This is a genomic window from Rhizobium sp. 01N424 (genome assembly GCF_056399485.1).
In genome coordinates, this window is sequence record NZ_JBFTRK010000002.1 from 695,102 (window position 1) to 707,914 (window position 12,813).

Here is a 12,813-nt window from a genome sequence, read left to right on the forward strand (position 1 = left end):
ATCCTTCACCATTGAGCGGAGGGAGTTTCATTATACTGCGCTACTCCACAGCAGTAAATTGGCGTCATGGAAGGAAAGACCATGACCGTTTCCATGAAATTTCTGAATATCTTGCTGCGCTTGGTTCAGCCATATCGGGCCAAATCGGCGGCCAAACCGCCCCGCCCCGCCAAGGCCAACGACCTAAGCGCTCACCTGAAGAAGGACGTGGCAATCGGGGAAGGGAAACTGTGAAGGGGAAAAGTGCGATCCGCGGCAACCGGTGGATGTTTACGATCCTGGGTGCCTACAAACGTAGGTGGGCGCCATATGTCCAGGCCCACGAGCCTGGTCAGGGACAGCTCCCGTTGGATCGAGTATGGCCCCAGGGATTGTGATTCCTGTCGAGAGGCGCAGATCGCCTTCAATATATAAGGGCGTTCTCGAGGCCGCGCCAGTGGCAGAAGACAGTGTTTCGGCGAATTAATTCAGCTCGGCAGGCGTCCGGCCGTTCAGCTTTTCGGTGATGCTGCGCAGGCGGCTGGTAACTTCGCCAAGCGCCGATGCCAGCGTCTCCTCGGTGCGCGAGGTCGCGGCAAGCACCGTGTCGCGGTTGCTGCGTAGACCGTCGAGCTCCGCCTCCAGACCCGCCACCCGGCGCGTGAGTTCGGCAATCTCGTCCATCACCATGATCCCGGCCATGACAGTGATCCTGAGATCGCCGATTTCGCCGAACTGGCCCTTGAGATGGCCGACATAGCCATCGAAGCGGTTGGCGAGATCCGTCAGATGGCCTTCCTGGCCTTCCTCGCAGGCCATGCGATAGGCCTTGCCGTCGATCGTAACAGTCACCTGCGCCATGTCGCTGCTTCCTTTACCGGTCCAGAACCGCGCGAATGGTTTCCATCGCTGTTACCAGCCGGCGGGAGACCTCGCGATTGACCTCTTCCAGACGGTTCGCCCGGAATTCCGCCTGATCCAGCTCCTGCGCCAGCTTCGAGCGATCGGCATGAACGCGCCGTACCTCGCCCTCGATATCGCCCTGCTCGCGCTGGCGTTCGATGCGCATATCGACGGCGTTCTCCAGGCCTGAGATGGCCTGTTTGAGCTCGTTGAGCGCTGCTTCCATGGCGTTGCCTGTCGGCGTCATTGTCTTAAGTCCGGTGTTCCCGCAGAAGACCATTCGAATCGGCAAGCGGTGCCGGTTCAGTGTTTTCAAGAGGATATGCAGCTCGCCAACTGCCCGTCAATAAAGGCGGCATGGGGGCACCAGCCCTATTCTGTGGATGACTGAAATAGTCCCAGTCTTTGCAGTGAATTGGTCTTTTGTAAAATTTGATGGTCAAATGTTAAAAATCGTCGCACCCGTCCCGGATTCGGCCTGCAATTTATTGACTTGGCCGTTCCAACTGCTATGTGTCACCCCGCTCTCATCGATGGTCTTCAGAAGGCTCGAGGCCATCCCCCGACACCCGGAACCCGTGGAATAGCCATGACCTCTCCTGAACAACACGACCGGATGGCAAATGCGATCCGCTTCCTCGCCATGGATGCAGTCGAAAAGGCTAATTCCGGCCATCCGGGCATGCCGATGGGCATGGCTGATGTCGCCACTGTCCTCTTCAGCAAGTATCTCCGCTTCGACCCGAAGAAGCCGCATTGGCCGAACCGCGACCGGTTCGTCCTCTCCGCAGGCCACGGCTCGATGCTTCTCTATTCGCTCCTCTATCTAACCGGCTATCCGGACATGACGATCGAGGACCTGAAGCAGTTCCGCCAGCTCGGTTCGAAGACCGCAGGCCATCCTGAATACGGCCACGCAACCGGCATCGAAACGACCACCGGCCCGCTCGGCCAGGGTATTGCCAATGCTGTCGGCATGGCGATCGCCGAGCGCAAGCTGCGCGAGGAATTCGGTTCCGACCTGCAGGACCACTACACCTATGTCATCAACGGCGACGGCTGCTTGATGGAAGGCATCAGCCATGAAGCGATCGCCCTTGCCGGTCACCTGAAGCTGAACAAGCTGATCCTCTTCTGGGACAACAACTCGATCACCATCGACGGCGCTGTTTCGCTCTCCGACTCGACCGACCAGATCATGCGCTTCAAGGCGGTTCACTGGAACACGATCGAAGTCGACGGTCACGACCAGGCGGCAATCGCCGCTGCCATCGAAGCAGCCCACAAGTCCGACCGCCCGACCTTCATCGCCTGCAAGACGATCATCGGCTTCGGCGCTCCGAACAAGCAGGGCAGCCACAAGGTTCACGGCAACCCGCTCGGTGCCGAGGAAATCGCCGCTACCCGCAAGGCTCTGAACTGGGAGGCCGAACCCTTCGTCATCCCGGCCGACGTTCTCGACGCATGGCGCACGGCCGGCAGCCGCTCGGTGGAGCTCGTCAAGTCGTGGGAAGCAGGCCTCGCAAAGTCGGCTCACAACGCCGAATTCAGCCGCCGCTTCGCTGGTGACCTGCCTGAAGGCTTCGATGCTGCGATCAGCGACCTGAAGAAGAAGATCGTCGAGACCAAGCCGACCGTCGCGACCCGCAAGGCGTCCGAGGACGTGCTCGAAGTCATCAACGGCCTGCTGCCGGAAACGCTCGGCGGCTCCGCCGACCTGACGCCTTCGAACAACACCAAGACCAGCCAGATGGTCTCGATCACGCCAACGGATTTCTCCGGCCGCTACATGCACTGGGGTATCCGCGAGCACGGCATGGCTTCGGCCATGAACGGCATCTCGTTGCACGGCGGTCTGATCCCCTATGGCGGCGGCTTCATGATCTTCTCGGACTATTGCCGTCCGCCAATCCGCCTCGCCGCCCTGATGGGTATCCGCCTCGTCCACGTCCTGACGCATGACTCGATCGGCGTCGGCGAAGACGGCCCGACCCACCAGCCGGTCGAACAGGTGCCGAGCCTGCGCGCCGTTCCGAACCTGCTGGTCTTCCGTCCGGCCGACGTCACCGAGACGGCGGAAGCCTGGCAGATCGCGCTGAAGACGAAGAACCGCCCGACCGCGCTGGCGCTGACCCGTCAGAACCTGACGACGGTTCGTACCGAATATTCTGAAGAAAACCTGACGACCAAGGGCGCCTATACGCTCGCTGGCAAGGCCGACGCCAAGGTGACGATCTTCGCTTCGGGCTCTGAAGTCGAACTCGCCGTTGCCGCCCGCGCCACGCTCGAAGCTAAGGGCGTTTCCGTCCGCGTCGTTTCCGTGCCCTGCACCGAACTGTTCTTCGAACAGCCGGATGCCTACCGCAAGGAAGTGCTCGGCAACTCGCCGGTCAAGATCGCCGTCGAAGCCGCCGTTCGCGAAGGCTGGGATGCGTTCATCGGTCCGGAAGGCACCTTCATCGGCATGAAGAGCTTCGGCGCTTCCGGCCCGGCCAAGGACGTCTTCAAGCATTTCGGCATCACGGCAGACGCCGTCGTCGCTGCCGCAGAAGCAAAGCTCTGAGTTTCAGGGAGAGCGCTCCGGCGCTCTCCACTCCATCCGCAAGCCCCATGTCTAGGGAGTGAATTCAAATGACTGTAAAGGTTGCCATCAACGGCTTCGGCCGCATCGGCCGCAACGTTCTCCGCGCTATCGTCGAATCCGGCCGCACCGACATCGAAGTCGTGGCGATCAACGACCTCGGCCCGGTCGAGACCAACGCTCACCTGCTGCGCTATGATTCGATCCATGGCAAGTTCCCGGCGACCGTCAAGGTTGAAGGCGACACGATCATCGTCGGCAACGGCAAGCCGATCAAGGTGACCGCCGTTCGCGACCCGGCACAGCTGCCGCACGGCGAACTCGGCGTCGATATCGCGCTCGAGTGCACCGGCATCTTCACCTCGCGCGACAAGGCTGCTGCCCACCTGACGGCCGGCGCCAAGCGCGTCATCGTTTCGGCTCCTGCCGATGGTGCTGACCTGACCGTCGTCTTCGGCGTCAACCACGACCAGCTGACCAAGGAACACCTGGTCATCTCCAACGCATCCTGCACGACGAACTGCCTCGTGCCGGTCGTAAAGGTTCTCGACGACGCCGTCGGTATCGATCATGGCTTCATGACCACGATCCACTCCTACACGGGTGACCAGCCGACGCTCGACACCATGCACAAGGACCTGTACCGCGCTCGCGCTGCAGCCCTGTCGATGATCCCGACCTCCACCGGCGCTGCCAAGGCCGTCGGCCTCGTGCTGCCGCACCTGAAGGGCAAGCTCGACGGCACGTCGATCCGCGTTCCGACCCCGAACGTCTCGGTCGTCGACTTCAAGTTCGTTTCCAAGAAGGCAACGACCGTCGGAGAAATCAACGAAGCGATCAAGGCTGCCTCCAACGGCAAGCTGAAGGGCGTTCTCGGCTACACCGACGAGCCGCTGGTTTCCCGCGACTTCAACCACGACGACCATTCGTCGATCTTCGCGACCGACCAGACCAAGGTCATGGAAGGTAACTTCGTGCGCGTACTCTCGTGGTACGATAACGAATGGGGCTTCTCGAGCCGCATGTCCGACACGGCCGTCGCCTTCGCAAAGCTCATCTAAGCCTCGCTTTTGCGAAAAGCAGATCGAGAGAGCGGCCCGGGAAACCGGGCCGTTTTTGTTTTAAATGACGGCCGAAAAGGGGAGAACGGTATCTTGGTGGATCTCAGAATTCGAAAAGCGCGCGCAGCCGATGCCGATGAACTCACCATGCTCCTCAACGAGATCATCGCCGCTGGCGGCACGACCGCCATGGAAGAATCCTTCTCTCCCGATCAACTGCGAGACTGGTTCATAGACGGCCAGTCGGCGCTGACGTGCCATGTCGCCGAGACGGATGACGTCCTTGCGGGATTTCAGTTCCTAAGTCTCTATCCAGATCTTCCCGAGGGATGGGCCGATATCGGCACGTTTTCCCGCATGCACCCGAAGATCCCCGGCGTCGGCACCGCGCTGTTTGCGGCAACGCTCGCGGCCGCCCGGTCGCTCGATATGGAGTTCATCAACGCGACGATCCGCGCCGACAATACCGGTGGTCTGGCCTACTATGCGAAAATGGGCTTCGTGACCTACAGCGTCACCAAGGATGTTCCCCTTCTCGACGGCACGCCGGTCGATCGCATCAACAAGCGCTTTCAGGTCAATGGCCGATAAGCGCCGCCTTATCGGCAAAAGCGATGCTCATCTCAGTTTTTGCCCTGCTCTCGCCTGATTTGCCTATACATTCTTTATAGAGATTCTCTCCCGTAGCATTCGCTGGTGAGCCGTCCGGCTCTCCGTTCAGCAGCATGACGCCGCAGCCCAGCAAGGTTGAGCCGCAAGGCCTACCCTTCCGGTCTGTTTTGCCGTTTACTGGCGGAAGCGCAGCAAAGGACGAGGATCGAGCAATGGTTGCGGTTTCCGGGGGCGGGCCGCGGCGCGGATGTGAAAGGGGATGGACGTGGAAGCATTCTATATCGTCGTGCTGGTTTCGACGGCGCTGGTGCTTCTTGCGGCCTTCTCCAGCCTGCTCGCCTTCCGTTTCGGCGCCCCTTTGCTGCTGCTCTTCCTCGGCATCGGCCTGCTGGCCGGCGTCGATGGCCTGGGTATCGAGTTCAGCAACAATTATCTTGCCTATATCCTCGGCTCCATCGCGCTCGCCGTCATCCTCTTCGATTCCGGCTTCGGCACGCCGATCCAGGCCTTCAAGCTTGCCGCTATACCCTCGCTGACGCTTGCATCCGTCGGCGTGCTGATGACCGCCGCCCTTGTCGGTTTCGCCGCCACCTGGCTGCTCAATTTCAGCTGGCTCGAGGGCATGCTGCTCGGCTCGATCGTCGCCTCGACCGATGCCGCCGCTGTCTTCTTCCTGCTGCGCATCGGCGGCATCAATATCCGCGACAAGGTGCGCTCGACGCTGGAAGTCGAGTCCGGCACAAACGATCCGATGGCGATCTTCCTCACCATTGTCCTCGTCGAACTGCTGGCGAGCGGCGAAGGCTATTCCGGCATCAATCTATCGATGCTGGCCCTCTTCATCGAGGAAATGGGCCTCGGCGTCATCCTCGGCATGCTCGGCGGCATGATGATCGCCCAGGTGGTCAGCCGCCTCGATACCGATCGCGGCCTGACGCCGATCTTCGTGCTCGGCCTTGCCATGCTGGTCTTCGCCTTCACCGGCGCGGTCGGCGGCAGCGGCTTCCTCGCCGTCTATGTCGCGGGCATCTATGCCGGCAATCGTAAGCTTCCGGGCCTTGCCGCCATCAAGCGTTTCCAGGACGGCATGACCTGGCTGGCACAGATCATCATGTTCCTCGTGCTCGGGCTGCTGGCGACGCCGTCGCAGTTTCCGGCGATCATCCTGCCTGCCGTGGCGCTGGCGCTGTTCCTGATCTTCGTCGCCCGTCCGCTGGCCGTATGGCTGTCGCTTCTACCCTACGACTACACCCAGCAGGAAATCGGCTTCGTCGCCTGGGTCGGGCTGCGCGGCGCCGTCTCGATCCTTCTCGCCATCATGCCCATCCTCGGCGGCCTGCCAAATGGCCATGTCTATTTCAACGTCGCCTTCATCATCGTCCTCGTCTCGCTCCTTGTCCAAGGCTGGACGATCAAACCGGTGGCGAAGAAGCTCGGCCTCATCATTCCGCCGCGCATGGGCGCCGTCGACAAGGTCGAGATCGATCTGCCGGGCTCGGCGAACCATGAACTCCTCGCCTACCGCGTCATCAAGGACAGCCCCGTCCTGCGCGGCGAGCGCATCCCGCGCTGGGCCACCCCCTCGCTGGTCATCCGCGACGGCAAGTCGCTGCGCTATCAATATGCCGGACGCCTGCGCGAAAACGATCTGGTCTATCTCTTCATCGTGCCGAGCTACGCCCGCCTGCTCGACCGTCTCTTTGCCAGCAAGGCGCCTGTCGATGAGGATGATGCGGACTTCTTCGGAGCCTTCGCGCTCTCCCCGATCCGCCCCGCCGCCGATCTCGATGCTGCCTATGGGCCGGGTCTGCTGAATGAATCCGAGAAAGGCCTGACGATCGCCGAGCTGATGAAGCAGCGGCTCGGCGGCAAGGCCGACTATGCCGATCGCGTCCGTCTCGGCTCGATCATCCTCATCGTTCGCGACCTCGATGATCAGGATCACATCAGCTCCGTCGGCATGTCTCTGGAAGCGGTGGAACCGGCAATTACCCTGCCGATCTTCATCAACATGCGCGATATCATCCAGCGCATCCGCGACCGCTTCAAAGGCCGCCATGTAGCTGAGCCGGTACATGCGACACGGGTGCCGGAGAGCGACGAAAACGCGCGTGAAAAGCACGGCTGAACACCTTGCGTCGCGGGGCATCCTTGCTATGGTCGGCCACCTTCCAAGGCACTAACGAACGGATACTCCCATGCCAGCTTTCAAGACCCTCGACGACCTCAACGGCATCGCCGGCAAGCGCGTTCTCGTCCGCGTCGATCTCAACGTTCCGGTGAAAGACGGCAAGGTTACCGACGCAACCCGCATCGAGCGCGTCGCACCGACGATCCTCGAACTGTCGAAGAAGGGCGCAAAGGTCATCCTGCTTGCCCATTTCGGCCGCCCGAAAGATGGTCCCTCACCTGACCTTTCACTGTCGCTGATCGCAGCCGACGTCGCCAAGGTTCTCGGCAAGCCCGTTGCCACCGCCACCGACTCGATCGGCGATGCAGCATCCGCCGCCGTCGCCAAGCTGCAGGATGGCGATATCCTGTTGCTCGAAAACACCCGTTTCCACAAGGCTGAAGAAAAGAACGACGCCGAACACACCAAGGCGCTCGCCGCCAACGGCGACATCTATGTCAACGACGCCTTCTCCGCCGCCCACCGCGCTCATTCCTCCACCGAAGGTCTCGCCCATCTGCTGCCGGCCTATGCCGGACGCACGATGCAGGCCGAGTTGGAAGCGCTGGAAAAGGGTCTTGGCGAACCGGTTCGCCCGGTCGTTGCCATCGTCGGCGGCGCCAAGGTGTCGAGCAAGATCGACCTGTTGATGAACCTGGTGAAGAAAGTCGATGCCCTCGTCATCGGCGGCGGCATGGCCAACACCTTCATCGCCGCCCGCGGCACCAATGTCGGCAAGTCGCTCTGCGAGCACGATCTTGCCGAAACCGCAAAGCAGATCATGATCGAAGCCGCATCCGCCGGCTGCGCCATCATCCTGCCCGAGGACGGCGTCGTCGCCCGTGAATTCAAGGCGGGAGCGGCCAACGAGACCGTCGCCATCGACGCGATCCCTGCCGATGCCATGGTTCTCGACGTCGGCCCGAAATCGGTCGAAGCGGTCAAGGCCTGGATCGACCGTGCGCAGACGCTGGTCTGGAACGGCCCGCTCGGCGCCTTCGAAATCGAGCCCTTCGACAAGGCGACGGTTGCGGCTGCGAAATACGCTGCCGAGCGCACCAAGGCCGGCAAGCTGACCTCGGTCGCAGGCGGTGGCGACACCGTTTCGGCGCTCAACCATGCCGGCGTTGCCGACGACTTCAGCTACGTCTCGACGGCAGGCGGCGCCTTCCTGGAATGGATGGAAGGCAAGGTCCTTCCAGGCGTTGCCGTTCTCAAGGGCAAATAATCAGCCGAAGCTGATTTAACAATTTTTACATGTGGATAGGACCGCGGAAGCACCTCGCTTTCGCGGTCTTTTGCTCAGCGGGGCCAAAACTGCCCAAACTTTCAAACGATTGAAATGATTTCAATCGTTTCAATGGTTTAGCGCTCCATTCTCCCGCTCATAAACTTCTGTTATCCGCGAATGATAGCCATTGAGCCGTAGGCGCTTAGCGCGCCGATTTTTGGGATAGGAGCAGCATGGTAGACGCGAAGATGTTGGATAAGATGAGCTCTGCACCGGGTTTCATTGCAGCGCTGGATCAAAGCGGTGGCTCGACACCCAAGGCACTGCGTCTTTATGGCGTATCTGAGTCGGATTATTCCGGTGACGAGGAAATGTTCCGACTGGTCCATGCCATGCGCGCCCGCATCATGAGCGCGCCTGCCTTTTCGGGCGAGAAGGTCATCGCCGCGATCCTCTTCGAACGAACCATGGACGGCGAAGTCGATGGTCAGGCTGTCCCCTCCTACCTCTGGGAAAAGCGCGGCGTCGTTCCCTTTCTGAAGATCGACAAGGGCCTCGAAGCCGAGGAAAACGGCGTTCAGGTGATGAAGCCGATGCCCGATCTGGACGCGCTCCTGATCCGCGCCCGGCAGAAGGGCATATTCGGCACGAAGATGCGCTCGGTCATCGCTCATGCCAACAAGGCAGGGATTGCCGCCGTCGTGAAACAGCAGTTCGAAGTGGCGCGCCAGATCATCGGCCACGGCCTCATCCCGATCGTCGAGCCGGAAGTCTCGATCGACAGCCCGACGAAGCAGCAGGCCGAGGCCATCCTGCGCGACGAGATCGCAAAGGAACTCGACAAGCTCCCCGCCGGTGAAAACGTCATGATCAAGCTGACGATCCCGACCGTTGCCGATCTCTATGCGCCGCTGATCGCCCACAAGTCGGTGATCCGCGTTGTCGCCCTTTCAGGCGGATACAGCACCGAGGAAGCCTGCGAAAAACTCAACCGTAACCACGGCATGATCGCCAGTTTCTCCCGCGCATTGGCGGAAAATCTGCGCGTGACGATGAGCGACGCGGAATTCGACGCGAGCCTGACCAAAACGATCGCTCAAATTTATGCGGCAAGCGTCGATAAGTCCGACGCGCGCGAGAGCGCCCTCGTTTGATCAAATGTGGGCGGCCTTGGCCGCCCATTTTCTTTGTCACGGCGACAAGTTTGCCCCTTCTGTGACAGGCGCTCACGGCTAATCATGGCTGCCTGCCGAACAGGAGCCTGCCGTGCCCAATCTTGCCTACACCACCCTCGACGTCTTCACCTCCGTTCGTTTCGAAGGCAATCCGCTTGCCGTCATCACCGGCGCAGAGGCTCTCGACACGGCCGAAATGCAGAAGATCGCCGCTGAGTTCGGCTACTCCGAAATAACCTTCGTGCTGCCGCCGAAGGATCCTGCCAACACCGCGCATGTCCGCATCTTCACGCCGACCATGGAAGTGCCCTTCGCCGGCCATCCGAATGTCGGCACCGCCTATTTCATCGGCCAGCAAAGCGAGGTCTTCGGCAAACCGGTCAGCGACCGGCTGCGCTTCGAGGAAGCCGCCGGTATCGTCGAGGTCGATCTGCGCCGCAGCAACGGAAAGGTGACCGCAGCGACGATCCGTGCGCCAAAACCGCTGCAGGTAGGCGCAATGATCCCGGAAGCCGATATCGCCCGCTGCATCGCCATACGACCGGACCAGATTGCCACCGCACTCCACCACCCGCTTTTCGTCTCCGTCGGCCTGGAATTTGCCGTTGCCGAACTCGCGAACCTCGAGGCACTTGCCGCAGCGGTGCCCAACCCCGCCCTGTTCCGCGAAGCCGCCGGTAACCGCGGCGAGAACAACCACGACTTCTCGCTGTTCCTCTATGTCCGCTCCAGCGAGAACCCCTGGCATCTTCGCGCGCGCATGTTTGCGCCACTCGATAACGTCCCTGAAGACCCGGCGACCGGCAGTGCCTCCGCCGCCCTCTCGGCCTATCTGGTTTCCCGGACGCCCGGAAACGACAGCCAACAACGCATCACGATCGAGCAAGGCGTCGAGATGGGCCGCCGCAGCATCATCGAGGTCGATGTGACGAAAGCGGGTGGAACGATCACCGATGTCCGCATTTCCGGCAGCTGCGTCTTCGTCATGCGTGGCGAGATTCTCGCCTAGCCAAAGAACTCGCGGCCGAGCAGCGCTACCGTCCAGATCGCAAAAGCGATCAACGCAATTTTCCAGAAGTCCATTCGCCGTCGCAAACCGGGCAGCCCGAACGGCTTGATGATGTGTATGACCATGGCCAGGATGAGCAGCAATGCGAGCAGCTTGGTCATGGTTTTATTTTTCCAATATTATCATAATGTCACAGGACCGACATTATTCCGGGCGAACACAGAATTTCTTCATGCCGTAACGGCATTCCGGGGCACAATCAACACCATTGGGACTGGGCGGGACATCGTCTCGGCTTATGTCTTTTTGAAATCGAACTCGTCGAGAGTGGGCATATGAGAAGAAATCTGCTGTCCGTCGCCGCGCTGCTTTTCGGAACGCTTTTCCTCTTCATGGGCAATGGCCTGCAGGGCATCCTGCTCCCCGTCCGCGGGAACATCGAAGGTTACGCCACCACCACGCTCGGTCTCCTAGGCACATCCTGGGCCGGCGGCTTTGTTATAGGCTGCCTTGTGGCGCCGAATATGGTGCGCCGTGTCGGCCATGTGCGCGCCTTCTCCGGCTTCATCGCCATCATCGCCATCAGCGCGCTGTTCAGCGGCATCGTCATAGATCCGGTCTGGTGGATTGCGCTGCGCGCCGTCACCGGCTTCTCCACCGCCGGCACCTCGATGATCATCGAAAGCTGGCTGAACGAACGGGCGACGAACGAAAGCCGCGGCGCGATCTTCTCGCTCTATATCGCCATCACCCTGTTCGGCGTCGTCGGCGGCCAGATGATGATCCCGCTGGAAGATGTGCGCACGCCCATCCTCTTCATGATCTGCGGCGTCTTCTATTGCGTGGCCATGCTGCCGACGACGCTGTCGACGGCGGCTTCTCCGCAGCCGCTGAAGGCCGTGCGCCTCGACCTGCCGGCGCTCTACCGCAATTCGCCTGTCTCCTGCCTCGGCATCCTGCTCGTCGGCATCGCCAATGGTGCCTATGGTACGCTGGGCGCCGTCTTCGGTGCCGGTGCCGGGCTCTCGGATACTAGCATCGCCATCATGATGAGCGCCACGATCTTTGCCGGCGCCGTCATGCAGTTTCCGGCCGGCCGTCTCTCGGACCGCATCGACCGCCGCTACGTTCTGGCCGCCATGTCCGGCCTTGCTGCTCTGGCCGGTATTCTGATCGTTCTCTTCAGCCCGTCCGACCCCTTCTGGGTGATCGGCCTCGTGGTGTTCTACGGCGCCGTCGCCAACACGCTCTATCCGATCGCCGTGGCGCACGCGAACGACTTCGCCTCCTCCGAGGATTTCGTGAAGGTCTCCGGCGGATTGCTGCTGCTCTACGGTATCGGCACCGTCATCGGCCCGACGATCGGCGGCCCTGTCATGTCGATGGTGAGCCCGCACGCGCTGTTCCTGGTAACGGCGATCGCTCACGTGCTGATCGCCGCCTACGCGATCATCCGCAGCCGCCTGCGCGCTGCCATCCACCCCGACGCCCGTGACGCCTACACGACGATCCCGACGGCAACATCGCCGATGATCACGCCCGAAAGCATGACGCTTGCCGACCGCGGATCCAACAAGTCTCCCGAAAGTGGCGATCCTGCTGTAAAGTATGGTTGAAAAGCCAAACTGAACGAAAGGGAGGATTGCCATGAGCTTTTTTGACGAGGAACGGCCAGTGAAGAAGACCGCCCACGAGATTGGTGCGGATCTCTCGCTGTTGTCGGTCGGTGAGCTCAAGGAGCGAATCGAGCTGCTAAAAAGCGAGATCGCAAGACTGGAGGCCGAGTCGGCCAGGAAGGCTTCCGGGCGCGCCGCCGCCGAGGGCCTGTTCCGCACCTGACTTCAGAAAAGAAGTCACAGGCAAGCGCAAAACACGCTTCGCCCAGTCTTAATGCTGAACAGTATTAACAGGATATTAAGCTTTACGAGCTATTACTTAAACCATCCAGATTTCGTCTGGATCTCAGACAGTTTTCCATGCGGTGAATTGGTCTGATTTTTCTCCCTGTTTTACCTTGAGAGCCGCTTTTGCGGCTCTTCTTTTTTGCCTGCGCGGCCGTTCACCACGAATCTGTGGAAGTTAACCCTTTCTT

General features: G+C 60.8%; 13 protein-coding genes and 1 other RNA gene. 10 read left to right on the forward strand and 4 right to left on the reverse strand.

Annotated elements, in window-relative coordinates; translation table 11 throughout:
• Positions 1-81 precede the first annotated feature (81 nt).
• The gene (locus AC1DNK_RS09180; protein ID WP_162698732.1) at positions 82-234 is read left to right on the forward strand and encodes a hypothetical protein; all 153 of its coding nucleotides are present in this window, start codon (positions 82-84) and stop codon (positions 232-234) included.
• Positions 235-243: 9 nt separating this feature from the next.
• Here the strand turns inward: AC1DNK_RS09180 and ssrS are convergent.
• From ssrS to AC1DNK_RS09195, 3 genes are all read right to left on the reverse strand, one after another.
• A non-coding RNA gene (ssrS, locus tag AC1DNK_RS09185) (6S RNA) lies at positions 244-402 on the reverse strand.
• A 60-nt stretch (positions 403-462) separates the two neighbouring features.
• The gene (locus AC1DNK_RS09190) at positions 463-840 is read right to left on the reverse strand and encodes a cell division protein ZapA (protein ID WP_112385469.1); all 378 of its coding nucleotides are present in this window, start codon (positions 838-840) and stop codon (positions 463-465) included.
• A 13-nt stretch (positions 841-853) separates the two neighbouring features.
• Complete coding sequence (locus tag AC1DNK_RS09195; protein ID WP_112385709.1) at positions 854-1,129, reverse strand: DUF4164 domain-containing protein; 276 nt, start codon at positions 1,127-1,129, stop codon at positions 854-856.
• Positions 1,130-1,471: 342 nt separating this feature from the next.
• Here AC1DNK_RS09195 and tkt point away from each other — a divergent pair, with 342 nt between their 5' ends.
• From tkt to AC1DNK_RS09230, 7 genes are all read left to right on the forward strand, one after another.
• Positions 1,472-3,445 (forward strand): transketolase, encoded by a 1,974-nt coding sequence (tkt, locus tag AC1DNK_RS09200; protein ID WP_477940600.1) that lies wholly within the window; start codon positions 1,472-1,474, stop codon positions 3,443-3,445.
• Positions 3,446-3,513: 68 nt separating this feature from the next.
• Positions 3,514-4,524: a type I glyceraldehyde-3-phosphate dehydrogenase gene (gene gap / locus AC1DNK_RS09205; protein WP_112385471.1), complete on the forward strand. Its 1,011-nt coding sequence runs from the start codon at positions 3,514-3,516 to the stop codon at positions 4,522-4,524.
• 147 nt (positions 4,525-4,671) lie between these two features.
• Positions 4,672-5,115 (forward strand): N-acetyltransferase family protein, encoded by a 444-nt coding sequence (locus AC1DNK_RS09210; RefSeq protein ID WP_477940928.1) that lies wholly within the window; start codon positions 4,672-4,674, stop codon positions 5,113-5,115.
• Between the two features lie 280 nt (positions 5,116-5,395).
• Positions 5,396-7,264, forward strand: coding sequence for a potassium/proton antiporter (locus AC1DNK_RS09215; RefSeq protein ID WP_477940602.1), 1,869 nt, complete (start codon positions 5,396-5,398; stop codon positions 7,262-7,264).
• A 70-nt stretch (positions 7,265-7,334) separates the two neighbouring features.
• On the forward strand, positions 7,335-8,534 hold the full coding sequence (locus AC1DNK_RS09220) for a phosphoglycerate kinase (RefSeq protein ID WP_477940604.1): 1,200 nt from the start codon (positions 7,335-7,337) through the stop codon (positions 8,532-8,534).
• Between the two features lie 236 nt (positions 8,535-8,770).
• Positions 8,771-9,691: a fructose bisphosphate aldolase gene (locus tag AC1DNK_RS09225; protein ID WP_477940606.1), complete on the forward strand. Its 921-nt coding sequence runs from the start codon at positions 8,771-8,773 to the stop codon at positions 9,689-9,691.
• Between the two features lie 112 nt (positions 9,692-9,803).
• Positions 9,804-10,721, forward strand: a complete 918-nt coding sequence (locus AC1DNK_RS09230) for a PhzF family phenazine biosynthesis protein (protein WP_477940608.1) — start codon at positions 9,804-9,806, stop codon at positions 10,719-10,721.
• Here AC1DNK_RS09230 and AC1DNK_RS09235 read toward each other — a convergent pair.
• A complete protein-coding gene (locus AC1DNK_RS09235) occupies positions 10,718-10,882 on the reverse strand; it encodes a hypothetical protein (protein WP_310297279.1) in 165 nt (54 codons plus the stop codon). The genes AC1DNK_RS09230 and AC1DNK_RS09235 overlap by 4 nt on opposite strands.
• Positions 10,883-11,056: 174 nt before the next feature.
• Here AC1DNK_RS09235 and AC1DNK_RS09240 point away from each other — a divergent pair, with 174 nt between their 5' ends.
• The gene (locus tag AC1DNK_RS09240; protein WP_112385475.1) at positions 11,057-12,337 is read left to right on the forward strand and encodes an MFS transporter; all 1,281 of its coding nucleotides are present in this window, start codon (positions 11,057-11,059) and stop codon (positions 12,335-12,337) included.
• Between the two features lie 31 nt (positions 12,338-12,368).
• Complete coding sequence (locus tag AC1DNK_RS09245) at positions 12,369-12,560, forward strand: DUF1192 domain-containing protein (RefSeq protein WP_477940610.1); 192 nt, start codon at positions 12,369-12,371, stop codon at positions 12,558-12,560.
• The last annotated feature ends 253 nt before the right edge of the window (positions 12,561-12,813 follow it).

What these genes read in the sequence shown, in the direction of transcription:
- AC1DNK_RS09180 (WP_162698732.1), top strand. Translation starts at nt 82, where the DNA reads ATGACCGTTTCCATGAAATTTCTGAATATCTTGCTGCGCTTGGTTCAG.
- AC1DNK_RS09190 (WP_112385469.1), bottom strand. Translation starts at nt 840, where the DNA reads ATGGCGCAGGTGACTGTTACGATCGACGGCAAGGCCTATCGCATGGCC.
- AC1DNK_RS09195 (WP_112385709.1), bottom strand. Translation starts at nt 1,129, where the DNA reads ATGACGCCGACAGGCAACGCCATGGAAGCAGCGCTCAACGAGCTCAAA.
- tkt (WP_477940600.1), top strand. Translation starts at nt 1,472, where the DNA reads ATGACCTCTCCTGAACAACACGACCGGATGGCAAATGCGATCCGCTTC.
- gap (WP_112385471.1), top strand. Translation starts at nt 3,514, where the DNA reads ATGACTGTAAAGGTTGCCATCAACGGCTTCGGCCGCATCGGCCGCAAC.
- AC1DNK_RS09210 (WP_477940928.1), top strand. Translation starts at nt 4,672, where the DNA reads ATGCTCCTCAACGAGATCATCGCCGCTGGCGGCACGACCGCCATGGAA.
- AC1DNK_RS09215 (WP_477940602.1), top strand. Translation starts at nt 5,396, where the DNA reads ATGGACGTGGAAGCATTCTATATCGTCGTGCTGGTTTCGACGGCGCTG.
- AC1DNK_RS09220 (WP_477940604.1), top strand. Translation starts at nt 7,335, where the DNA reads ATGCCAGCTTTCAAGACCCTCGACGACCTCAACGGCATCGCCGGCAAG.
- AC1DNK_RS09225 (WP_477940606.1), top strand. Translation starts at nt 8,771, where the DNA reads ATGGTAGACGCGAAGATGTTGGATAAGATGAGCTCTGCACCGGGTTTC.
- AC1DNK_RS09235 (WP_310297279.1), bottom strand. Translation starts at nt 10,882, where the DNA reads ATGACCAAGCTGCTCGCATTGCTGCTCATCCTGGCCATGGTCATACAC.
- AC1DNK_RS09240 (WP_112385475.1), top strand. Translation starts at nt 11,057, where the DNA reads ATGAGAAGAAATCTGCTGTCCGTCGCCGCGCTGCTTTTCGGAACGCTT.
- AC1DNK_RS09245 (WP_477940610.1), top strand. Translation starts at nt 12,369, where the DNA reads ATGAGCTTTTTTGACGAGGAACGGCCAGTGAAGAAGACCGCCCACGAG.